This is a genomic window from Mesorhizobium sp. P2_E10 (assembly GCF_056404235.1).
Genome location: NZ_JBFUEK010000017.1, coordinates 38,066 through 60,697, shown reverse-complemented (window position 1 = coordinate 60,697; position 22,632 = coordinate 38,066). Strand labels below are relative to the sequence as shown.

General features: G+C 61.1%; 15 protein-coding genes and 2 pseudogenes. 9 read left to right on the top strand and 8 right to left on the bottom strand.

Annotated elements, in window-relative coordinates; genetic code table 11:
* Positions 1-186 precede the first annotated feature (186 nt).
* The 6 genes from AC1D0N_RS27765 to AC1D0N_RS27740 all read right to left on the bottom strand — a co-directional run bounded on the left by AC1D0N_RS27765 (position 187) and on the right by AC1D0N_RS27740 (position 8,495).
* A complete protein-coding gene (locus AC1D0N_RS27765; RefSeq protein WP_006205775.1) occupies positions 187-375 on the bottom strand; it encodes a hypothetical protein in 189 nt (62 codons plus the stop codon).
* 326 nt (positions 376-701) lie between these two features.
* Positions 702-5,792, bottom strand: a complete 5,091-nt coding sequence (locus AC1D0N_RS27760; RefSeq protein ID WP_477249336.1) for a helicase-related protein — start codon at positions 5,790-5,792, stop codon at positions 702-704.
* An 85-nt stretch (positions 5,793-5,877) separates the two neighbouring features.
* Positions 5,878-6,276, bottom strand: coding sequence for a DUF3085 domain-containing protein (locus AC1D0N_RS27755; protein ID WP_477249334.1), 399 nt, complete (start codon positions 6,274-6,276; stop codon positions 5,878-5,880).
* Between the two features lie 10 nt (positions 6,277-6,286).
* Positions 6,287-6,892: a DUF1419 domain-containing protein gene (locus AC1D0N_RS27750; protein WP_258598196.1), complete on the bottom strand. Its 606-nt coding sequence runs from the start codon at positions 6,890-6,892 to the stop codon at positions 6,287-6,289.
* A gap of 333 nt (positions 6,893-7,225) precedes the next feature.
* Positions 7,226-8,125 (bottom strand): DUF3991 and toprim domain-containing protein, encoded by a 900-nt coding sequence (locus tag AC1D0N_RS27745; protein ID WP_477249332.1) that lies wholly within the window; start codon positions 8,123-8,125, stop codon positions 7,226-7,228.
* A 181-nt stretch (positions 8,126-8,306) separates the two neighbouring features.
* Complete coding sequence (locus AC1D0N_RS27740) at positions 8,307-8,495, bottom strand: hypothetical protein (RefSeq protein ID WP_006205770.1); 189 nt, start codon at positions 8,493-8,495, stop codon at positions 8,307-8,309.
* 1,025 nt (positions 8,496-9,520) lie between these two features.
* Here AC1D0N_RS27740 and AC1D0N_RS27735 point away from each other — a divergent pair.
* Positions 9,521-9,838 (top strand): hypothetical protein, encoded by a 318-nt coding sequence (locus AC1D0N_RS27735; protein WP_477249330.1) that lies wholly within the window; start codon positions 9,521-9,523, stop codon positions 9,836-9,838.
* A gap of 130 nt (positions 9,839-9,968) precedes the next feature.
* Here AC1D0N_RS27735 and AC1D0N_RS27730 read toward each other — a convergent pair whose 3' ends face one another.
* Positions 9,969-11,915 (bottom strand): putative bifunctional diguanylate cyclase/phosphodiesterase, encoded by a 1,947-nt coding sequence (locus AC1D0N_RS27730; protein ID WP_477249328.1) that lies wholly within the window; start codon positions 11,913-11,915, stop codon positions 9,969-9,971.
* Between the two features lie 327 nt (positions 11,916-12,242).
* Between AC1D0N_RS27730 and AC1D0N_RS27725 the strand changes: the two are divergent.
* The 4 genes and pseudogenes from AC1D0N_RS27725 to AC1D0N_RS27710 all read left to right on the top strand — a co-directional run.
* Positions 12,243-12,889 (top strand): annotated as a pseudogene (locus AC1D0N_RS27725) (MFS transporter); the annotation flags it as partial.
* 272 nt (positions 12,890-13,161) lie between these two features.
* A pseudogene (locus AC1D0N_RS27720) lies at positions 13,162-15,005 on the top strand (sensor domain-containing phosphodiesterase).
* 87 nt (positions 15,006-15,092) lie between these two features.
* Positions 15,093-16,127: a sensor domain-containing diguanylate cyclase gene (locus AC1D0N_RS27715; protein WP_477249326.1), complete on the top strand. Its 1,035-nt coding sequence runs from the start codon at positions 15,093-15,095 to the stop codon at positions 16,125-16,127.
* Between the two features lie 443 nt (positions 16,128-16,570).
* On the top strand, positions 16,571-16,798 hold the full coding sequence (locus AC1D0N_RS27710) for a hypothetical protein (protein WP_477249324.1): 228 nt from the start codon (positions 16,571-16,573) through the stop codon (positions 16,796-16,798).
* Between the two features lie 234 nt (positions 16,799-17,032).
* Here the strand turns inward: AC1D0N_RS27710 and AC1D0N_RS27705 are convergent, their stop codons facing one another.
* Complete coding sequence (locus AC1D0N_RS27705; protein ID WP_477249322.1) at positions 17,033-17,632, bottom strand: cold-shock protein; 600 nt, start codon at positions 17,630-17,632, stop codon at positions 17,033-17,035.
* 507 nt (positions 17,633-18,139) lie between these two features.
* Here AC1D0N_RS27705 and AC1D0N_RS27700 point away from each other — a divergent pair.
* The 4 genes from AC1D0N_RS27700 to nadC all read left to right on the top strand — a co-directional run bounded on the left by AC1D0N_RS27700 (position 18,140) and on the right by nadC (position 22,533).
* Positions 18,140-19,102 carry an NUDIX hydrolase gene (locus tag AC1D0N_RS27700; RefSeq protein ID WP_477249320.1) on the top strand — a complete coding sequence of 321 codons (963 nt, stop codon included), beginning with the start codon at positions 18,140-18,142 and terminating at the stop codon, positions 19,100-19,102.
* Positions 19,103-19,166: 64 nt separating this feature from the next.
* Positions 19,167-20,141, top strand: a complete 975-nt coding sequence (gene nadA, locus AC1D0N_RS27695; protein WP_477249318.1) for a quinolinate synthase NadA — start codon at positions 19,167-19,169, stop codon at positions 20,139-20,141.
* Entirely contained in the window at positions 20,138-21,682 is a 1,545-nt protein-coding gene (locus AC1D0N_RS27690; protein WP_477249316.1) for an L-aspartate oxidase, read from the top strand. The genes nadA and AC1D0N_RS27690 overlap by 4 nt, the downstream gene beginning before the upstream one ends.
* Entirely contained in the window at positions 21,679-22,533 is an 855-nt protein-coding gene (gene nadC / locus AC1D0N_RS27685) for a carboxylating nicotinate-nucleotide diphosphorylase (protein WP_477249314.1), read from the top strand. The genes AC1D0N_RS27690 and nadC overlap by 4 nt, the downstream gene beginning before the upstream one ends.
* The last annotated feature ends 99 nt before the right edge of the window (positions 22,534-22,632 follow it).

Sequence of the window (22,632 nt, the reverse complement as noted above, 5' to 3'; positions counted from 1 at the left end):
TAACGGAACGTCCACGGACAAGTACGGAACCAAAGCGGTTAGGTCAGACCTTTGCTCGCATGGGGCAAGACTTTGGTCCTGCCGTCTTATGGTGAAGAACGGAAGTTGATCGGCACATAGGGCCATCCGCAACGGATCGATAGCAAACTGAATTTAGGCGGCTATGGTGTGAACGCGGAAGTCGGGTCAGATCCGCTTGAAGTCCTTAAGCCCTAGGCGTATCCGCTGGCCTTCCGCGAAGGCAAGGGCGACCGATTCTAGGTCGAATGATCGGGTAAGTTCTTCGCCGTTCCCAACAACACGAACGAACCACTCGCCCATGGCCTCGACTATCTCAACGGACGTGTGGTTTGCGCCGCCTTTGGTGTCGTCCATCGCAACTGCCTCGTGTCTGGATGGGGACAAGACGAAACAATAGGACTGCTCGCCTTTCAAGCGCTAAAAGGCCGGCGCCTGCTTTTGCGGGGGGCTCTGGCAGGCGCCGGCCGGACGGTCCAATCAGGTCCGCCGCGATGATCCAGTTAGCTGATTCTTGACGCTACGTCATGTGGTCTGGCTGGCCGGAGCCGAGCATGACCGAAACGTGGTATCAACATGGGTAAGCAGTTCGGCGCGCCTCCTGCATCGCCTGCACCCGAGCGGCCTTGAACCTTTGCCGCCGGTCAATGGCTGACAATGATCGGCAGCCTGTATCGAGCCTGCTATGCGGCTGCACGTGGATCCTGGCCATCAATCGAAGACGCAAGATCGGTTTCGATTTCAGCAAGCTGCCCGCGCTTCTCAGCCAGTTCACCAGAGAACCCAAACTCGCCGCCCTCACGCGAGCGATAGGAGGTGAGCCGGCGCTCGGCATCCTCAAGACGCTGGCGGTATCGTTCCTGCTCGCCCTCAAAGCCGGCCAAGGCGTGCTCGAGGCGAGAAATCGCACCAAGCGGCGTGGTGGTCACCGGCAGCTCGATCTCATCATCGGCGCCGGTGCGCATCAGCATGGTGGCGTAGCGGTAGCCGTCCTTGCCGAAACGCTCGCCGGAATATTCGAAGTCGAACCCGCCGATGGAGGCGATAGTGGTTTTTCCTTCCTTCTGAAGCTGCACGAGAGTGAGGATTTCCTTCATCAGCGCACGACCGGCGAGTTTGCGCTGCGTGAACGCCTCGCCCCCGACCACCATGCTGAACCCATCGCCGGTCGTCGGCACGAGCCGCTCGATATCCTTCCCGACCTCGCCGATGCGCCGGGTCGAGCATTCGATATCGCGCTCGGCATCGCGGATTTGCCGCCGAACGGCGTGCTCGTCATCAATGTGGGCCGCGCGAAGGCGCTCCAGACGGGCAATGTCTGCCTCCAGACCTGCCTTCTGCATCAGACGCCGATCGCCCGAGGCGATCGCTTTGGCAAAAGCGAACTGGTTGGCCTGCCCCTCACCCATATCCTCCAGCCGCCGAATGGACGTGTCTCCGGAGAGGGCTGCCGCGATGAACCGGGCCTTGCGCTCATTGTTCTGCCACATCTGGGCATCCATCGATCCTTCCGTGGCGTAGGCGAAGATATCGATGACTTCGTGCTGGTTGCCCTGCCGCAGGATACGGCCTTCGCGCTGCTCGATCTGGGAGGGAAGCCACGGCACGTCGAGATGATGCAGCGCCTTGAGGCGGAGTTGCGCGTTGACGCCGGTGCCCATCGTGTCGGAGGAGCCGATCAGGAACCGGATTTTTCCAGCGCGCACATCACCGAACAGGCGCTGCTTGGCTTCCGACTTCCTGAAGTCCTGCATGAAGGCAATTTGCGATGCCGGAACGCCCCTGCGGATCAGCTCGTCGCGAATCCAGCGATAGGCCGAGAAGCCTCTGGTTTTCTCGACGCTGATCGTGCCGAGGTCGGAAAAAATCATCTGCGCTGCGCCCGGAAGCTCGAACGGCTTGCCGTCGGCGCGGACATAGCTGCTTTCCGCTGTTTCTTGCCAGATACGGAAGGCATTACCGATCAGGCCGTTGAGCTTGTTGTCCGTCTCATTGTCATTGTCCGGATCGACCAGGCGCAGGTCGATAGCAGCGTGCCGGCCATCGGTGATAACCGAGAGCAGGATGTCGTCACCAGGCTCTGCCGGACGGTCGCGTTCCTCGATAGCCTTGATGCGGGCGTCGAGCACCATCTGGTAACGCTTGAAGGCCGCGGACGGCTTGGCGGTGATAATCTGACGTGCGCCGGTCGAAAGCGCCGGCACCTTCACATAGTCCCGAAGGTCTTGCGGCATCACCACATCCGCGAAGGAGCGGAACATGGCGATCAGCTCCGGCACGTTGACGAAGGTGGCGAAGCGCGTCACCGGCTTGTATTTGCCGGATGGCTGCAATTCGAGTTCAGTCGTGACGTCGCCGAAGGTCGAAGCCCAGGCGTCGAACTCGTGCAGGCCGCGCTGAAGCAGCGCCTCGTAACCGAGATAGCGCTGCACCGAGAACATCTCGCCAAGCGTATTGGTGATCGGCGTGCCGGAGGCCAGCACGAGCGCCCGGCCCGGGTTCTTGGTCTCGATGAAGCGGGACTTCACATAGAGATCCCAGGCCCGCTGCGAGCCGTTTGGATCGACGCCCTTGAGCGTCGACATGTTGGTGGCGAAGCTGAGCTTCCTGAACTCCTGGGCTTCATCGACGATGATCTGGTCGACACCGATCTCGGAAATGGTGAGCAGGTCGTCCTTACGGGTCGCCAGCGCCTCCAGCCGATCCTTGAGCCCCTCCTTCAACCGCTCAAGGCGCTTGCGCGAGACGCGGTCGTCGCTCTCGACCTTTGTCAGCAGCGTCTCGTAGAGTTCCAGTTCGTCGTGGATCATCTGTTGCTCGAATGCCGACGGCACGCCGATGAAGCGGAAGGCGCTGTGCGTGATGATGATCGCATCCCAACCGGCGGTGGCCGCCCGTGCCAGGAAGCGATGTCGCTTGTCCCTGGAAAAATTCGTCTCATCGGCCACCAGGATTCGCGCGGTCGGATAGAGCGCCAGAAATTCGCGGGCCATCTGTGCAAGGCAATGGCCGGGAACGACCAACATGGCCTTGGCGATCAGGCCAAGCCGGCGCTGCTCCATGACGGCCGCGGCAATCGTCATGGTCTTGCCAGCGCCGACGGCATGGGCGAGATATGTCGACCCTGCCGAGACAATGCGCCAGATGCCGCGCTTCTGGTGCCCATAAAGAGAAAAGGCGCCGGTGGCGCCTGGAAGTTCCAGGTGATCCCCGTTGAATCTTCGGGGGGCGATGTTGTTGAAGCGGTCATTATAGACCCGCGCCAGCCGGTCGGTGCGGTCGGGATCGGACCAGATCCACCTCTGGAAAGCGGTCTTGATCTTCTGCAGCTTTTCCTTGGCGGCTTCCGTATCCACAACATTGAGCACGCGCTTTTCAGCAGGGCCGTCCTTCACCGTATCGAAGATCTGCGGCACCCGGCTGTTCAGCGCGTCGGCTATGAGCTCGCCGGCATGACGGCGATCGGTGCCCCATTCGGACGTGCCGGCCGCCATCCATCCCAATTGCCGCGCCTCGACGGTCCACGATGCCAGCTCCGGCATATGATGGATCGTGATCTCGGCACCCATCGTCTCCTTGACGAAGGCGGCAACATCGGCAGCGGGAATCCATGGGCTCCCAAGACGCGCGGTAATATCGGAAGGCCGAAGATCGGCCGGCTGAACCACGACCAGGGCACGCACATTGCGCTCGAAGACGGGGTCGAGTGCGGCAGCGGCTTTTGCGGCTTTGAGCTTGTCGCGGACCTGACCGGAGAGATAGGCGTCGGCCGTTTGCCAGGAACCGGTCTCGGGATCCCGGTAAATGGCGTCGCCGAGTTCGGTGATGACTGCTTCGGCATCGGCGTGCAGCAGCTCAGCGATGTGATCGACGTCGACATGGCCGCGTTCGTTGAGCACGACGGCAAGCGCATCGGCAGCACTTGTGATGATGGGTGCCGCGGGCGGCGCGACGACGCGCTCGGTGAAAATCGGACCCGGCCGGGCGGTGTTGGTTTCGAGATCGTAGTCCTCGATGGAGGCGACCAGCCAGCAATCGGGATCGTCGAGGAAGGGCTGCAGGTTCGGCCGGCGATGCACTTCGCGGACCTCGCCCGTCTCGGCGTCCTCGCTGGTGGAAACGACGGTCGTGTTGATGGGGCCGAAGGCGCGCACAAAATTCGACCAGGCGATGCGCAGCCTGACCTGGGCCGGCTTCCAGGGCCGGTCGAACTCCTGGGCCTTCAGGACTTCACGCACGGCATCACGGATCGGGATCAATTTGCGGATTATCCGCGCGTGCTTTTCCGGCACGCCTTCGCTCGCGCCGCCCTTGCGCACGGTGATGGTCACAGCAGCGCCATCGATCATCTGGACGAGGGCGGTATTTTTCGCGACGAAGAAACTGCCCTCGCGCACGCCGGTGCCTTCCGGCAGGGCGTCGACGACATCGGCACTGTCCTCGGCGTCATGATCGATCTCGTCCGGCTCGCCGTCATAAATGGCTTCCGGAAGCAGGGAGATCGCTGCGGTGAGCGCCCGCTCCAGATCGACACCGGGATGGGGCAGGCAGGAATAGGCCTCGCCGTAAGGCCCCGAAATAGTGGCATGCGTGCCGAGCACGAAATCCGGGTGGCGCGCGAACCAGCGGTTCACGCGGATCGCGCCTTCATCCTGCGTCGCCTGGCGGACTTCCTCGATGTCGAGCCAGGACAGATCACCTTCGGGCTCGGCGACCTTGCGCTTGCGGAAAAAGAGGATGTCGACCACGACGTCCGTGCCGGCGTCAGTTCGGAAACTGCCCTCGGGCAAGCGCATCGCGGCAATCAGGTCGGCCGACTTCGCAATGTGCTTGCGCGCGGTGCTGTCTGCCTTATCAAAAGTGCCGCAGCTGGTGACGAAGGCGGCAAGAGCCCCCGGCTTCAGCAGGTCGACGGAGCGCGCGATAAAATAGTCATGCAGCCGCAATGCCATCGACCGATACGCCCGATCAGAGCGCACGGTTCGATCGGAAAACGGCGGATTGCCGATGGCGAGGTCGAAGCTCGCCGGCAGGTCGGTGCGGGCGAAATCGCCGGCTATGATCCGCGCTTGCGGCTGCAACAGCCGCGCGATGCGCGCGGTGACGGGATCGAGTTCGATCCCGGTGACATGGGAAACATCGCGCAGGGACTGGGGCATCAGTGCCGGAAACAGGCCGGTACCGACGCCTGGTTCAAGAACCCGACCGCCGCGCCATCCGAGACGCTGGAGGCCCGCCCAGATTGCCCGGACGATGAACTCCGGGGTGAAATGGGCATATTGGGTGCAGCGTGCGAGCGAGGCATAGTCGATCTCGCCGACGGCATCTTCCAGGTCCGAGCCGATCTCGGCCCAGCCTTTGCGAAAATCGATCTCGCCGGGGCGGCGGAAGACACCCTTGGCAAGGTCGGACGCGCCGAAGCCGGTGAACCGGATCAGCCACTCCTGCTCCTCGCGCGTGGCAGGGCGCTCATCGGCCTCGATCTCGGCGGCGAGCCGGATCGAAGCGATGTTGTCGCGGGCCCGATCCTTCCAGCCACGGGCCAGCCCACGATCGCCGGCAAGATGAAAGTTCAGTCCATTAACCCGACGAGGCTTCGGCGTCGGTTGCATGGCTGCAACCGCCGCTGTGACCGGCGAAGGCGCCGAAGAATCGGGATCATCGTCATCGCCCGGCCCGAAGTCAGCCGCGAAGGCCGTGACGCCAAGGCCAAGTCCGGACGAAATGGCCGTGCTGCCGAACAGATCGATGGTAAAGGGGTCGTCATCAGCCATGGAAAATCTCCTTGGATTTGAGGGCGAGCACGATGGCGCGGACGGCGTTGGCGTCCGCGTGAAAGGGCTGGCAGGTTTGCTGGGGTTAGCGGGCGATCAGCGAGAGCGAGACTTCGGTCTCGGTGAGTTGCACGCGCAGATGCGTGCAGCGCAGGTTGCGATCGAACAGCGGGATCAGTTGCTCGGCGTCGATTAATTCGATGCCGTCGTCACCACCGAAATGGCGCTGCTTGTAGTGAAACCAGTCGGGGTTGCCGATCGGGTGGCATTCTTCGGAATAGCAAAGGAGCGCCTTCTGGCCCTCGGCGAGCTTGCCATTCGAAAGCACATACACGCCCTCGTCTCCGACCAACCACAGGCCGGGGATCTCGCCCTGGCCGGGCTTGAGGCCATAGTAGGGATTGCGAAAACCGCCGTTGTTGGCGGCATCGGTTTTTCCGCGCTCGATGACCTTGCGAACTGCAAGAATGGGAAAAGTGAACATCGCATCCCCCTCACGCGGCAACGGCCAGGGGAAGGTGGCGCAGATGCACCGGCAGCTTCGCCGCGATTTCATCATCGGTGAGCTCGTCGAGCAGCTTCAGCATGGCGCCCTGCCGACCGCCATAACAGAGCACCGTGCGCTTGCCGTGATGCTCCGGCAGCCAGCGGTCCCCGGCATAGCCACGGTACTCGTCGTGGGTGGCGCTCCAGATATGCTCCAGCCGCTCTTCGCGCGTCATCGCCTTCACCGGCCAGGACTCGCGCTCGACGATGGCATCGCGCATTTCGGCAGGCGATCGCGCCACATTCAGATCGCAATAGGCATGGAAGTAGCGCGTTTTGCCGTCGATGCGCAGCGTGTAGAAGACGCTGGTGATGCTGTCGGTAAGCAACTCGCGCAACGCGAACATCTCGCCCCGCATCCAGAGCGGTGGCAGGATCTCCAGCATGTAGTCGTGCTCGACGCGGCCGACTCCAAACCACTCGCCGCTATAAAGAGATCCGGCATCGACGTGATCCCGGTTCGGGCGCTGCGCATGGCGGTCGAACAAACGGAACATCTGCCGGCGGTCGGCAATGCCCTGGTAGACTTTACGGATGGGAGAAAAAGGGTTCATCGGCGGGCTCCTTCGGCCTCGTCGGGCTGAGCGCGCAGCATCCTCGTGGATGCCCATCATCTTCAGCCCTTCATGACCCCTTCCCCGCGGCCGCCTCTCCGTCCGGGCGGGTCAAGGGCCGGCGCAGCCGGGCGAAGCTTCACCCTTGCACGCGACCGGCGGGCATGCGGCAGCCGGGTTTCCTTTTCTTTTCTCCCTTCTTGCCCTCCCCAATTTGACGGTGCGAACCGGCTGTCATGGCCGCGTGACGCACCCTTTCAAGTTGACATGACCATGGCAAAGCGCGGGGCGGCGATCTTCAATTCTGCAGCGGCAGTTGAGTGATCGGCACCGTCAGGGGGATGCCGCGTCCTGCAGCATCGCGTTCCAGTCTTCGGCGAGCGGCTTTAACCGCTCAAAGTCGCAGGCGAGCTCGCCGGCAAGCTCACGCAGCCTCGATACGAATGTCTCACCCTGCGGGTTGGCGTCGGTGGCCGCTACAAGCCGCGTGTTCGGCCTTCCTGCCAACAGGCGAAGAGCCGTGTCCGTCGCCGGCGACCAACCGCCGCCGGTGCTGGCATACAGCGTGTCGCGCTGGTTCCGTTCGATCGCGGCCAGGCTCATGGCGTCGATCGCCGCTTCAGTGACGCAGATGCGAGCGGCTGTCACCGTCCCCAACCGGAACAACACCTTGCCGCCTCCGGCCGCAAAACCACGCCATTGCGGGCCGCGCTCCTCCCAGCCAGTGACGATACCAGCCGCGTCGCTGTGGGCAGCCCACATGCTGCCGCGCGGGCCTTCCCTCAGAACGTCCTGAGCGATCGCTGTCGCGATGACCTGTTCGGGAATGTGCCGCTCATCGCGCAGATAGCGCCAGGTCGCCGACCCGCGCCACGGCTTGCGTCGCGCCGCCCATCGTTCCGTGACGGAATAGTCGGGTTCGGTCTCCCGGGACTGCCGTTTCCATTCGGGCTCGCTTGGCACGAATCCCACAAGCGACGCTACCTGCACCAAGGCATCCAGGAAATCGCCGCCATCCAGATGCTGCACCAGCAAATAGACATCGCCCTTTGAATCCGACAACGGGTCGAACCATCCCTTGCCGTCGTGGATGACAATGATGATATCGTCGCCACGACGGTATTTGACCGCTTTGCGCGAGCTTTCCTTGAGGTCGACCGTGAAGCCGCTCGTCTCCAGCACCGCCGCACAGCCGACCCGGCCGCGCAGCGCTTCTATATCCGTCTTTTCCATTTTTTCTCTCCCGGCAGCCTTCCGGTCCGCCTTTCTCCAAGTCTATTTCTTCCACACAATTCGCGGAACACTCCGCGACCGCCGCGAAGAGCAAAGGGCGCAAGGGCGCGGCTTCCGCCGCGGCGCAGCCTCCCTTGCGGCCTGCCGCTCGCAAGCGGCACGCCGTGGCATAGATGCCGGTTCAATGAACCGGCCGGCCTCCTGTGTATGGACAGTATTCGGCGATCGCCTCGACCTCGTCGCCGTCGAGGTCTTCGGCAGGGAGAACGCCGTACTCGTTGTCATTGACCTTGAAGAGGATGACCGGCGTCATCAGGGTGCGAGCGAGGTTCCAGGCGTGGCTCTGAGCGAGGCTGAGTTCGTGCGACATTTGTTTGGCTCCCGTGTTCGCGGGGACCATTCCCCGCTCGACAGGCGCCCGTCGGGTCCAGCCGGGACCGCGATCATCGCGATGGCGAAGCCTTGAGCGACGGCACGCTTGCGTAGTCCGACCCCGAAGCGGGTTGATCGGCAAGGTCCGGGCTGGAACAAGGGAATTAAGCCGAAAGAGCGGGAAATGGGCTCTGCACAGGAACCAAGTCACTCGCCGCGAAACCTCGCGGATTCATGCCTGCAGCACTTGCGGCTGACTCATGCCGGCTTCATCAAGGTTTAGGCGAAAAAACCGTTCTTCCTGTTCCGACGATGCCGCCACGATAGTGGCGTCCGCACAAAGAACTCCATCCGGGCACACCATGGCCGACGAGAATACGAGAGGCACATCAGCCTGATCGGGCTGACCGCCGATAAGTTGTCGCCTGGGATTGGCAGTGAAGGAACTTCAGATGCTGCGTATCCAGGTCGCTGTATCCCGATCAAATCACGCTTCGCTCGGTAGCTGCCCCTCGAGGAGCGCGGAGGCTATCTCGTCCTTAGTCCAGCCGGATTCCGCCGCGTGCTGAACCAATTGCGGAAGGGCCGGCTCCAAGGCGAACTGGCATTGAAGGCCGCGGTCCGGATAGTCGACCGGGCAGCTTGGTTGCACGATAGCAATGTTTGATCGCTTCATTGCAGGCCATGGGCTCTCGCTCCTCTCCTCTAGCCAAACCAGGCGCGCCAGCTCACGCGTTCTTCGTGCGCGGCTCGGCAACCGCCTCATCTTGTCGACCAGCTCCTCCAGCGATCCCGCGCGTTCCAACTCCTTAAAGAAATGACGCGGCGTGATGCTGCCCAGCCCGTGGGAGCCGACAGGCCGGTGCCGTCCGACCTCACGATCACGGTGCCGAGATGTTTTGTCAGTTCCGTCACGTGGCCGCTGCTGTGGTCGCGCACGAAGGATGGAATCACGTCGTGCAATTGTCATTCGTTGCCGCGGCTGGTTATATGGTTGCCGCCGATAGTCAAAAGGGAGCTTCCATGAATCCGATCAGACAGGTTCTCAACGTCCTGCTCCCCATCCGCCGAATTTCCGGCAAGAGCCCGGTCCGCTACAGGACAACCGCCCAAGCTCTTTCGTCGGCAATCCGGATCACACGCCGCCGCAAAGCTGTCGATCTTGCTGCATCATTCGCCACTGGATCTGTAATCGAGCAGATCGAAAACAGTTCTTTGCCTTGGGACTGCCTGAAGGACAGATCCCACGATGCTGCCCCGGAACCGACGCCTGCCATGGCCAAGAAAACTGTCGGAAATTCCGATGAGTTCGCGGAGTGGCATCGTCTGCTATCAAGATGAAAGCAGACCGCATTGCCTCACGAAAAATGTTGCCGGGTGGCGTCCGTTGCCTCACCTCGTCACCGTTGGCATACGAGAAAAAACCAGACCATCGCCGGCAAAGTGCGGGTCGTGCCATTCTTGTATTTAGCTACTGACCAAACGGCTTCGCAGCAATGCAAAGAATGTCGTCTATCCGGACAGGTTTCCCGATTAAATAGCCTTGAGCTTCGTCACATCTGACGCGGCGAAGATAGTCGAGCTGTTCGGGAGTTTCGACGCCTTCGGCCGTTACCTCGATTCGAAGCTCGTGCGCCAGTTCAATCAGTGATCTCACAATCGCGGCGCAGTCCACATCGGTGAGCATATCCTGGACAAAAGATCGGTCGATCTTGAGCCGCGAAAGAGGCAATTTACGAAGATACGTGAGTGATGAAAAGCCAGTGCCAAAATCGTCAAGCGCAACTGTGATGGATAGAAAACTCAACGATTTTAATAATGAAATAGCGTCTTCAAAATCGGAAATCAGCACCGATTCCGTGATCTCGACCTCCAGTCTTTGGGGCTCCAAACCGGCTTCAGCCAAGGCCATTACAATTCCATCCAGCAAGGCCTTGTCCTTAAGCTRCACTGCCGACAAATTGACGGAAACCCGCAAGTCGCGCGGCCATTGTGCCGCGGCCAAGCAAGCCGTCTTGGCGGCCCAATGTCCGATGCCGTGAATCAATCCGGTTTCTTCTGCGATAGGAATGAACTCCGATGGAGGAATCGCGCCGAGGGTCGGATGCTGCCAGCGCAGAAGCGCTTCAAAACCGCGGATGCGATCGCTCCCGAGGTCGAGAAAGGGTTGAAATGCAAGCCAGAGCTGGTCATTGGCGAGCGCAGATGCCAGATCGCGCTCAAGGGCATGGCGCCTTGCAGCAGCTTCATCGTCATTTGCGCTGAAAAACTGGATGGAGCCCGCCCCCCGCGTCTTGGCCCTGTATAGCGCGGTATCGACGCACCGCAGGAGCTGGTTGGCATCCAAACCGTCAGTGGGCGCCAAAGCGATGCCGATAGAGGCCTTACAATATATTTCGCGGCCTTCGATCAATAACGGCGCGCGCATGACATCTATGATCTGTTTAGCCAGGGACCTGATTTGATCTGGCCTGATATCGCGTGGAGCGATTATTGCAAATTCGCCGCCCTCCAACCTAGCAATGTCGTCGCTCTCCCGCGTTGATTTGCGAAGTCTCGCAGCCACTTCGACCAAAAGGGCATCCGCCATTGCTCGACCAAAGTGATCATTCACCTCGTCGAAATTATTCAGATCGAACAACAGTAACGCAAAGTGTCGGTCAAACTGCTTTGCGTCCAGCAACGCGCTCTCGAGCCGCTCATTGAAGCTGAACCGGTTTGGCAGACTCGTTAGAACATCCCTGCGAATGGCATTTTCACTTTCCGCTTGTAGAATGAAGCGTTGGGTAAATTCGGACGCGTGAGCAAGCACTGCACGAAACAGCGTGATGGCGTAGCTCACTATCAGGATTGCGACGGGCAGATTGACGGCGTCTCCCACCCGCACAATGGCAACCGCCGAACCGACGAAGATCGGTAGCGTATACGCGATGGCCGCAATAGGAATCGTGTAAAAGGAAGCGGCACCGCCTGCGATCATCCCTGCGCTCAGGCAGGTGATGACGACCTGGGCGGCACTTGTTGCCCCACTGAAGAACAGAATGGGAAGTGCGCCCCACCAAGTACCGAACAGGAAGGCGTTCCGCACCAGGTTTTGCGTAGTCCGGCGAGACACCGACCTTGGTTTGACTGACCGAAACGATGATCTCGCTCTCAAGCCCACGAAACCAGCGCCGACGATGATCCCACTCGCCCAGACGATGGCTTTCGTCTGGTCGGGCGAGCCCCAAACCGCCATAACAAGAGTGGCTGCATTGAGTATATTCGCAACCATGCCAAGAAGGGTATTGCGAAGCACGATACTGACCTGCTCCGCTCTAATGCGGCCGGCAAGTGGTTCGATCGTCGAGGGCCCGCCAAAAGCCCGCAGGTCGCCCGCCAGAAGGTCACCGAGCCTTGCGGCAGACAGACGCTGCATCACTCTTTCACCCCCCGCGCTAGAGTAGTCGCTGCGTGTTGATCCCCTACCGAACAATTCGGTAAAAGTAAATTTCAACCGCAAATTTTGACAACCCAGTTCGAAAGCCCCGAACGCCCGCCGAACCTTTCGCACCGGCCCGTCCGCGCGCCATCGGGGACCCAAGGCTCCGCCTGCTCCGGCGGTCAAGCCAACCTGGCCTTCGAATTGTATGGTCGAGGCGAGGCTGAATGAGGAGCGAGCCTCGGATGAATTCCCCGGTGATTTTCACGAGCCGCATTCCTCGTGCCTGCCGAGACGGCAGATTACGGATTTTCCAAAGGATATATAAATGCCGCTCAAATTGCGCTCGCCTTAGGCGGCGCGGGCTGGGTCACCGCCTGGTCGGGGGTTGGCGTGAGCGTACAGCTGGCGAGCCCGCGCTGGGTCGTGGGGCGGACCATCTCGATCTATTATGCATTGATAGACGGCGGCATCGCTGCCGGCAGCTGGGTATGGGGCACGGCTTCCCAGAACTATTCCCTGACCTTGGCGCTGGAGGGTTCCGCTGGAGCCCTGTTGCTGGTCGCCGCAGCCGGCGTGCTGTTTCCTCTTCGCGAGAGCCACGAGTCCGAGCCCGATTCTTTGGAGGAATTCGACGCCCCAGCTGTCACTCTCAATCTGAAGCCAAGAAGCGGCCCGATCGTGGTCAAGGTCGAATATCTGATAGCCGAAAGAAATGTCGAGGCCTTCCTCGACCTCATGCGGCAGCGCAGGCATGTCCACAGCCGCGTCGGCGCTCGGAACTGGACGCTCCAGCGTAACCTTCAGAAGCCTATGCAATGGACAGAAACGTTCCGCACGCCGACCTGGACGAGCGTGTCTTCCAGTTGCATGGGGGAGAGGAAGTGCCTCAAATGACGCTTGCGATTGAGCGTCCGACAAGCTCGGCCCGCAAACCCTATCAGTCAATCCTTCACCTTCCCCGTCATTGAAGCCCGACCGGCCCAAATCACCCGTGATCGCTAACGTATGGCGCTCAACCGAAATGGGCTGGATCACATCGCCGTGCCGGTGGTCCCGGAACTAGAGGCCCGGGCTGGCCTCAAGGAAATCACCCCCCGCTCAACGCGGATCCTCACCGAAACGGGTTCGTCCAACTTATAAAGAATTACCCGACATTATCATCTCGTACACTGCATCTGCTCAAAGGGATTTCACCAGGAATGCCAGCAGGGTATTTAGGAACGCGGATTGGCGGGTTAACATGCTGCATCTCCAGAACACTATTCTCGAAATGATCGCCAGGGGCGAGACGCTCGAAGCGACGACGGACCGTCTTTGCCACCGGATCGAGAAACTGTTGCCGGGCGTCAGATGTTCCGTTCTGCGCGTTGACGGTAACGGGTTGTTGCATCCCCTCCCAGGTTCCAGCTTGCCGAATGAATATATGGCTCTTCTCGAAGGCCTGATGATCGGCCCGCTGGTGGGCTCCTGCGGCAGTGCGGCCTATCTCGGAAAAGCCGTGGCTGTGAAGGACATCGCGACCGACCCGCGCTGGATCGGCTTCAAGGAGCCGGTCCTGGCGCTGGGCCTGAAGGCCTGCTGGTCGAGCCCGATCTGCGATGCAGAGGGCGCTGTGCTCGGCACCTTTGCCCTGTACTTTCCGGAGAAACGCGGCCCCACCCCTCGCGAGGAGAAGGTTGTCGCCTCTTGTACCTCTCTGTGCGCCATCGCGCTTGAGCGTCACCGGCGGGTCGTCGAGCGAGAGCACGGCGCCTATATCGATGCCCTCACCAACCTGCCGAACCGGGCGAGTTTGGACGTCGCCCTGGAGCGGCTGTCCTTTGGCCAACCGAGCGCCTGGGCGGTCCTGATCATCGACCTCGACAACCTGAAGACCATCAACGACACCTTCGGCCATGCCGCCGGCGATGCTTTGCTACAGGCGGTGGGGTCACGTCTCGCCGAAAGCGTAGCGCCTGACCGTGTGTTTCGCATGGGCGGCGACGAGTTCGTCGTAATCCTTCAGCGAGCTGGCGCGCGCTCCGGCATCGAGAGCACGGCGCGTCATATTCTCGACACTCTGGCTGTGCCCGCCGATTGCGACGGGCACATGATCCTGGCACAGGCTACCATCGGCGGCGCAGTGCTGTCGGCGGGGGACATCGATGCGAAAAGCGTGCGCCAAAACGCCGATTTCGCGCTCTACCACGCCAAGGAAACTTCGCGAGGTGGCTTCGTGCTGTACTCGCCGGGAATCGGCAGCGCAATCAAGACCCGGATCGAGGTGATCCGCGATGTTGACGTGGCTTTGCGCGAAGGCCGGATCGACGCGTTCTACCAGCCGATCCTGCGGCTCGACACCCGCGCGATCGTCGGCATGGAGGCCCTCTGCCGCCTTCGCAAGCCGGATGGCGAGGTCGTTTCCGCCGCTGCGTTTCACCAGGCGACGTCCGATGTCAGCGTCGCTTCGAATCTGACGGAACGCATGATAGCGATCGTCGCAGCCGACGCGCGCTCGTGGCTGGATCAAGGTATTCCGTTGCAGCATGTCGGCATCAACATTACCTCAGCCGATTTTCATAGCGGCACGCTTTACGCGCGTCTCGAAGCCGCCTTCGGCCGCGAGAACGTTCCGTTGAAGCACATCATTTTGGAGGTCACGGAGTCGGTCTATCTCGGCCAGCGCGATCCGGTCGTCGCTCGGGAGATCAAGGCGTTGCGGGCCCATGGCCTGCGCGTCGCGCTCGATGATTTCGGAACCGGCTTCGCTTCGCTCACGCATTTGCTGACGGTGCCGGTCGATATCGTCAAGATCGACAAATCCTTCATTGATCGCCTTGTCCAGGGAGATCCGAGCCTGGCCATCGTCGAGGGCTTGGTTGGCATCGCTCGCAAGCTCGACATCCAATCGCCGAAGGCATCGAGAACGAAGCCCAGGCCGTTTTACTTGCAGAGATCGGGTGTCAGCTCGGTCAGGGATATCTGTTTTCGCAAGCGGTACCACGTCAGATCGCGAAAGGCCTTTTGAAGCGGTTCGGACGACCGCCTGCTGAGGAAACTTGGATGGCGGGCGCGATAGCGAACCCAATCGATCGGATCGCCTGACAGAAACCCTCCCTGGGGGTGGCTTGAACAACCGATAAAGAATGCTGCGGCGCGCCCCGCAGAAAAGTGTCCGAAGAGGAGACAAATATGCGCCTGCCATCCGCGTCACAGCTTATTCGCAAGGCTTTTGGTCGCACCGGGTCGGGGCAGTCATCGGCAGGCCAGGCTATCCGTTCGGACATTCTTCCGGAGGAAACGAATTTCCGGATGCTCACTGAGAACAGCGGTGACGTCATCATGCAACTCGGGCCGGACACGAAGGCACGCTACGTTTCACCGTCATGCACCCGACTTCTGGGATGGCTGCCGGAGGAAATGGTGGGGCATGGTCCGGAGGAGTTCGTCCCGCCCGAGCATCTTCAAAACATCGCTGCGGCAGCCGCGCTCTTGCTTGCCGGAGCAGATGAAGGCGAGCCGCTTGCGATCGAGATCCGGCGCAAAGATGGGAAAACCGTCTGGGTGGAGAGCAAGGCGCGCATCGTCCGTGATCCCCTAACCGGCGTTCCAGGCGACTTCGTGCTGATCATGAGAGATATAACAGAACGCAAACGGCTCGAAGAGCAACTCCGCTTACTTGCGATGACGGACGGGCTGACCGGCCTGGGCAACCGCCGCGCCTTCGACGAGACCTTGGAGAGGGAATGGCGGCGCACCGTTGGTAGCGCTGGACAGATGTCCTTACTGTTGCTCGACATCGATCGGTTCAAAGGCTTTAACGACAAATATGGTCATCAGGTAGGCGATGATTGTCTTCGTGCCGTCGCTGCCGCAATAAGAGACGTGCTTAATCGTCCTGGGGATCTGGCGTCCCGATATGGCGGGGAAGAACTCGCCGTCATCTTGCCTGATACCGATGGCGAAGGAGCGCTCGAAATAGCAGAACGGCTGAGGCTCGCAATCGAAAACCTCGGCCTGCCTCATGGCGACAATCCGGAAGGCGGCGGACGCGTCACCGTCAGCATTGGTTCTGCGACCGCACTGTCACGATCGGGCGGGACGATCAGGATGCCGGAAGGCCTGCTTCTCGCCGCCGACACCGCACTTTACAAGGCCAAGCACAAAGGCCGGAACCGCGTCGAAGTTGCACTGCTCCTCGCATCGGAAGGTGCCGACGCGGCCTGATCAAAGGGCGCTCCAGCCCCGCGCACCGACTCAGCCAGAAGGTCCGATTTCGTTGGCCTGGGCCAGAAGCAAACCTTGAGCGCGGCTGGGTGTCGCGGCAGATATGCCCTCTGCCTCTGCACTCTGCACTCTGCGGTCGCCCGGTTGCCATTGACGCAGCCCGGCTGTGGGCGGGTTTGTAGGCCGTCTCGCAACAGCGGCGTAATAGGGCCAAAAGCGGTCCAGATAGGCATCGGTTTGGATGCGTTTGCGGCTGGCAGGCATTGCTGTCTCCGGCCCAAAACATGATAGGAATATGGTCCTGCCTCGTTGTCAAGAATGTGCCGAGCCGTCAGTAACTTTTTTGATGACAAGCACTTTCGGCGGAGTCATCTTCGCCTGTCGGCGGGTCTCTGCGCCGCCGCCTTTGTGTCGTTCAAGATCTCAGCTCGCAGGAGGCCCGGATGATTGATCGTCTCAACCTTGACCCAGCCCTCTATCCAAGTGATTTGGAAAGCCTGAAGTCGGTTTTCGACCAGCTTTGCCAAGAGAGCCATATCCAGCCGGGTTCACCAGAAGCCGAAAATGTTGCCTCTGACCTCGTGCGCCTTTTCCAGACCGGACTAAGCGACCAGACTTGCCTGCTCATAGCAGCTAGGGCGCGACAGCGGGATTTGAGGCGGGCAGGCTAACCGTTCCCTCATGGACCCGCACTGAATGCTAGCCGGCGCGATGGCCGAGCCCGTGCACCCCTGCAACTTCGTCGAACATGCTCGACAAGTGTCGGATTTTTCTGAGACAGAAGTTGAGGGCCAACCCGTCCGACTGATCTCGGGCATATCGGTCAAATCCTGTACTTATATTGCGACCGGCCCGTAAATTGTACCACTGCAATATCTTCGTACGGGCCGTGGGCGATGCGCCGTCTAGGCGAGGCGAATGCTCCGGACTTCCAAGCCTTTCTTGCCTTGCCCGCATTCGACAAACACCTTCTGTCCCTCCACCAGCACGCTGAGCCCTGAGCGGGCCAGGGTGCTGGCATGAACGAAGACGTCCTTCTCACCGTTGTCAGGAGCAATGAAGCCAAAACCCTTTTCGGGTTTGTACCACTTGACCGTGCCCGCGCTCTCCAGCTCCGCACCCGTCTCGGCGATGGTCCCTCCAGCGGCGAGCTTATGTGACGGAGTTTTCGCGATCTGATCGCCGATCTCCAGCACCTGCGCGACTTGATGACCTTTTGGGCTTTTTTCGACCGTGACCCTCAGAAGCGTCCCCTCGGCAACATCTCGGCTTCCGGCCGCCTCTAACACTCGGACGTGCAGATAGGCCTCCCTGCCGTCCGACAGTTTGACGAAGCCAAAACCCTTGCTGACTGTGAACCACAACACCTCGGCGTCGACGGGGTGCGCGGTAACGGTCGCCGGCCGCTGAAAATAGCTTGGCTCGGAGGTCCGTTCCGAAACGGAAACGGGGTCGTCGACATGGCGATGCCCGCGTGGCTCGCGATGGTCTCGATATTTGCCCATGGTCATCTCGACTGGCTTGGATGGCGAACTACGCTACCGTCAAGATAATCTCAATCGGGCGACGCGTTTATGTCAAATGGCCGTGATGGCCGCAGCTGTGCCCGGCCTATCGGTCGAACCCTTTGAAACTAGATTCATTTCACCTGAAACAATAGTGCCGGCGCGTCGATTTATTGACTCGCATTAGGCTGTGCTGGAGTTCGAGTGCGATGATGGCGACGCGGGCGAACTGGAGAAGAATGTCGCAATGTCGATCGACGAGCTTTGCAATCGGCGTGTACATCCGGCGGTGTGATCGCCTTGGAGTTGGCAACCGCGCTCAATGGACGCCTCGTTCCCCACCGTTACCACCCACGGGTGTCGCGTTTGGCATATTTTCGTGCAGCTGCGACCAGCTAAAATCGCGACGACGCGTGGTGTTGACGCGCCGACAATTATCAGACAAAACCAAATTAAATCGATTCAGCCGCCTACGCGGCAAAGCTCTGCCCAACCACTTCGGGGACCATGGACGATCGCGCAAAAGGCATCAGGAAAGGCAAGGCCGCGGTTAAGGCCAACGACGTCAAAGCCGACCTGATCGCCGTCGTTGTGGCAATGAACGGTGGTGGACCTTGCGTTCTCACCGTTGGACAGGAAGCCGCGCTGCCCTCGGGGCCATTCGAGCTTGCACATCGTTCGCTGCAGTCGGGCCTCAGGGGATGGGTGGAACAACAGACAGGCCAGCCGCTCGGCTATATCGAACAGCTCTACACCTTCGCCGATCGCGACCGGATCGGCGCCGAAGAGCGCGTAATCTCGATCAGCTATCTCGCACTTACGCAGATCGAAGATGCGGGCGCCGCAGCCAGGCGATCCTGGGCAAGCTGGTACGACTATTTTCCATGGGAGGATCACCGCTCTGGCGCGCCGGCGGCAGTGCTGGAAGATTTGCGACCGCGCCTGAGGGAATGGGCGGATAGCGCTGGCGACACAGCCGTACGGCTTGATCGCCGGCGGCGCGCGGCTGTTGCCTTCGGCTTCGACGACCGGTCATGGAACGAAGAGTTCGCGCTGCAGCGTTATGAACTACTCTATGAGGCGGCGCTTGTGGAGGAAGCGATGCGCGGTAGACCTTCAGCCGCACCTACTCCGGTAGTGGGCAAATCGATGATCGCCGATCACCGCCGCATCCTGGCAACGGCTATTGCGCGGCTGCGCTCCAAGATCAAATATCGGCCCGTCGTGTTCGAGCTTATGCCGCCGCTCTTTACGCTTTTGCAGTTGCAGCGAACCGTGGAAGCGCTCTCCGGGAGGCTCATCAACAAGCCGAACTTTCGCCGGCTCATAGAGCAGCAAGAGCTGGTGGAGAAAACCGGGGAGACGACCACCGAAACCGGCGGCCGACCGGCGCAACTCTACCGCTTCCGCCACGACATTCTCGATGAGAGGCCGGTGGCCGGGACAAAATTGCCGCTTACGAGGGCTTGACATCCCTTATAGTCACAACGGATATATAGGTCTTATATTCTTGTAGACTATAACTGGAGGCTCGATGAGCGCCATCCTGCCTTCAGGCGCGTCGCTGTACGAGCGCGTTCGCCGCTTTATCCCCTCGATCGAATGGCCGGTCTTTGCTGAGGACATCGAGGCCATTCTCGACCTCAAGAAGCAGCGCAACGCCGTCATCCTGGCGCACAACTATCAAACGCCCGAGATCTTCCACTGCGTCGCCGACATCGTTGGCGACAGCCTGGCGCTGGCCCGCAAGGCGATGACGGTCGAAGCCGACGTCATCGTTCTCGCCGGTGTACATTTCATGGCCGAGACGGCAAAGCTGCTCAATCCGCAAAAGACGGTGCTCATTCCCGATCTGCGCGCCGGCTGTTCGCTGGCGGATTCGATTACTGCCGAGGACGTTCGCCTGCTGCGGCAACGCTATCCCGGCGTGCCAGTCGTGACCTACGTCAACACGTCGTCCGAAGTGAAAGCCGAGTCCGACATCTGCTGTACCTCGGGCAATGCGAAAGCCGTCGTGGAATCCCTGGGTGTTCCTCGGGTGATCATGCTGCCGGACGAGTATCTGGCTCAGAATATCGCCGCCCAGACCGACGTGAAGATCATCGCCTGGAAAGGCCACTGCGAAGTCCATGAACGTTTCACGCCGGCCGACATCCGCGAGTTGCGCGAAAGCCATCCCGGTGTGATCGTGCTGGCGCATCCCGAATGCCCGCCAGACGTGGTGTCTGAAGCCGATTTTTCCGGTTCGACCGCTGCCATGTCTGAGTATGTCGAAAGGCAAAAGCCGCCACGCGTCGTGCTGATGACGGAATGTTCGATGAGCGACAATGTCGCGCTCCAGCATCCCGAGCTCGAGTTCATCCGGCCCTGCAATTTGTGCCCACATATGAAGCGCATCACACTCGCCAACATCCGCGAGGCCCTCGAGCAAAACCGGCATGTCGTGAGCATCGATCCCGAGATCGCCGGCCGGGCGCGGCTGGCCGTCGAGCGGATGCTCGCCGTATGAGCGCGGATGTCCGCAGCTTCTTTGGCCGGCCCATCATAATTGGCGGCGGCATTGCCGGATTATTGACCGCGCTGCATCTGGCGCCAGAACCGGTGCTACTTCTGTCCAGGACACCGCTTGGAACCGACGCATCGAGCACCTGGGCACAGGGCGGCCTGGCTGCCAGCCTTGGCGTCGACGATGATCCGGCACTGCATCTCGCCGACACGCTCGCCGCCGGCGACGGGCTGTGCGACGCGGAAATCGCCAGCCGCATCCTCCATGCGGCTCCTGGCGCGATTGAGACCCTGGCGACCTTTGGGGTCCGCTTCGATCGGAGGCCAGAAGGAACACTGCGCCTGGGATTGGAGGCCGCGCACGGCCGCCGGCGGATCGTTCATGCCGGCGGCGACGGCAGCGGACAGGAAATCATGCGCGCGCTGGTCGAAGCCGTGCGTTCCACTGCGTCGATTGTGGTCGTCGAGGGCGTTGAGGCGCGGCGGCTGGCGGTAGAGGACAATACGATCCGGGGCGTTTGGGCAAGCTGTTCGATGAGCCCTGTGTTCCTGGGTACCGGACGGGTCGTCCTCGCGACCGGTGGGATCGGCGGCCTGTTTTTCGATACCACCAATCCTTTGGGCAGTTGCGGACAGGGCCTGGCACTTGCGGCGCGTGCCGGTGCTGTCCTTGCCGATATCGAGTTCATCCAGTTCCACCCGACCGCTCTCGACGGGCCGGCTCGCCCGATGCCGCTGATCAGCGAAGCGGTTCGCGGCGAAGGCGCGACGATTGTCGACGAAACAGGCAGGCGCTTCCTCGAAGACGTGCATGACGCGGAACTTGCATCGCGCGACGTCGTGGCGCGCGCCATCTGGACGCATCTTTCGAGGGGCCACCGCGTCTTTCTCGATGGACGCGAAAAGCCTGGCCCGACATTCGCGCGGCAGTTTCCGACGATCGCATCAGCCTGCCGGGGCTCAGGCATCGACCCCGCGCGCGATCTCATCCCTATACGGCCGGCCCAGCACTATCACATGGGCGGCATAGCGGTGGATCGGGAGGGACGCTCCTCCGTTGCCGGACTGTGGGCTTGCGGCGAAGTCGCCGCGACTGGACTGCACGGCGCCAACAGGCTTGCCAGTAACTCGCTGACCGAAGCTGTGGTGTGCGCGCGCTGGGTCGCCGAAAGCCTGGCGGGATCTGCGATCGGCGTCAGAACACGATCGACGGCACGGGAAATTCCGGCGCCAAATCCACTCTCCTTGCGCCCTCTCCTGTCACGCGCCCTTGGCGTGAAGCGGGATGGTGAGAGCTTGCGCGAGACCATAAGCACATTGCTTCCGCTGGCCAAGCGCCAGGATGCGGCGTCCGATCCCGCGACAGTGGGACTGATGATCGCGATTGCCGCCTTGCTGCGCGAAGAAAGCCGTGGCGCTCACTACCGGACAGACTTTCCCGATCGTGCTGCCATCGTCCAACGGTCCAAGCTCACGCTCGATAAAGCCTTAGCAACAGCCCGGGAATTCGCATGTTCGGGAACGCTCGAAGAGGTCGAGCAATGAACGTCTCGCCGCCTCCCGCAATCATGCTCGAGCCTCTGGCACGGGCAGCACTTCTGGAAGATCTCGGCCGGGCCGGTGATTTGACGACCGATGCCATCGTGCCAAAGAACCATCACGCGACGACCGTGCTGTCGGCTCGCCAGAAGGGAATTGTCGCCGGGCTCGATCTGGCGATGCTCACCTTCCGGCTGATTGATCCGAATGTCGTGGTGGCCGTGGAGCGGACGGACGGCAGCGAAGTCGTGCCAGGAGAGGTCATTGCAACGGTGAGCGGTCCCGCCCGGGCTATTCTCACCGCCGAACGGACGGCGCTCAATTTTCTCTGCCATCTGAGCGGTATCGCCACGGCAACGGCATCGATCGTCGCCGCGGTTCGCGGACATCGCGCAAGAATCGTCTGCACCCGCAAGACGACGCCTGGATTGCGAGCGCTGGAGAAATACGCAGTGCGGGCTGGTGGCGGATCCAATCACCGCTTCGGCCTCGACGACGCCATCCTGATCAAGGACAACCACATCGCCATCGCCGGCGGAATTCGACCGGCCATCGAGCGGGCGCGCATGAGCGTCGGCCACCTCGTCAAGATTGAAGTCGAGGTCGATACGCTGGCCCAGCTGGAAGAGGCCCTGGCGCTTACCCCTGACGCCATCCTGCTCGACAACATGTCGGTCGACGAATTGCGGCAAGCAGTGGCGATGGTCGCCGGTCGGGCGATCACCGAAGCATCGGGCAAGATCACCGCCGCAACCGCGCCAGCCATCGCCGCCACCGGCGTCGATCTGATCTCCATCGGCTGGCTGACCCACAGCGCGCCGATCTTGGATATCGGACTTGATTATCGGGACTCATGATCGACTGATGAATGGACGGCAGCCGGCGGATCAACTTCCGGTCGCCGTCAATCGGCCAGCTAAGAAGCCGCAAAGGCCGGAACCCCAGGGAATAGGATA

Bases quoted from the DNA above. Each gene is read 5' to 3' on its own strand.
- AC1D0N_RS27750 (WP_258598196.1), bottom strand. From the start codon at position 6,892: ATGAACCCTTTTTCTCCCATCCGTAAAGTCTACCAGGGCATTGCCGAC.
- nadA (WP_477249318.1), top strand. From the start codon at position 19,167: ATGAGCGCCATCCTGCCTTCAGGCGCGTCGCTGTACGAGCGCGTTCGC.
- AC1D0N_RS27765 (WP_006205775.1), bottom strand. From the start codon at position 375: ATGGACGACACCAAAGGCGGCGCAAACCACACGTCCGTTGAGATAGTC.
- AC1D0N_RS27715 (WP_477249326.1), top strand. From the start codon at position 15,093: ATGCGCCTGCCATCCGCGTCACAGCTTATTCGCAAGGCTTTTGGTCGC.
- AC1D0N_RS27705 (WP_477249322.1), bottom strand. From the start codon at position 17,632: ATGGGCAAATATCGAGACCATCGCGAGCCACGCGGGCATCGCCATGTC.
- AC1D0N_RS27740 (WP_006205770.1), bottom strand. From the start codon at position 8,495: ATGTCGCACGAACTCAGCCTCGCTCAGAGCCACGCCTGGAACCTCGCT.
- AC1D0N_RS27755 (WP_477249334.1), bottom strand. From the start codon at position 6,276: ATGTTCACTTTTCCCATTCTTGCAGTTCGCAAGGTCATCGAGCGCGGA.
- AC1D0N_RS27710 (WP_477249324.1), top strand. From the start codon at position 16,571: ATGATTGATCGTCTCAACCTTGACCCAGCCCTCTATCCAAGTGATTTG.
- AC1D0N_RS27745 (WP_477249332.1), bottom strand. From the start codon at position 8,125: ATGGAAAAGACGGATATAGAAGCGCTGCGCGGCCGGGTCGGCTGTGCG.
- AC1D0N_RS27735 (WP_477249330.1), top strand. From the start codon at position 9,521: ATGAATCCGATCAGACAGGTTCTCAACGTCCTGCTCCCCATCCGCCGA.
- AC1D0N_RS27760 (WP_477249336.1), bottom strand. From the start codon at position 5,792: ATGGCTGATGACGACCCCTTTACCATCGATCTGTTCGGCAGCACGGCC.
- AC1D0N_RS27690 (WP_477249316.1), top strand. From the start codon at position 20,138: ATGAGCGCGGATGTCCGCAGCTTCTTTGGCCGGCCCATCATAATTGGC.
- AC1D0N_RS27700 (WP_477249320.1), top strand. From the start codon at position 18,140: ATGGACGATCGCGCAAAAGGCATCAGGAAAGGCAAGGCCGCGGTTAAG.
- nadC (WP_477249314.1), top strand. From the start codon at position 21,679: ATGAACGTCTCGCCGCCTCCCGCAATCATGCTCGAGCCTCTGGCACGG.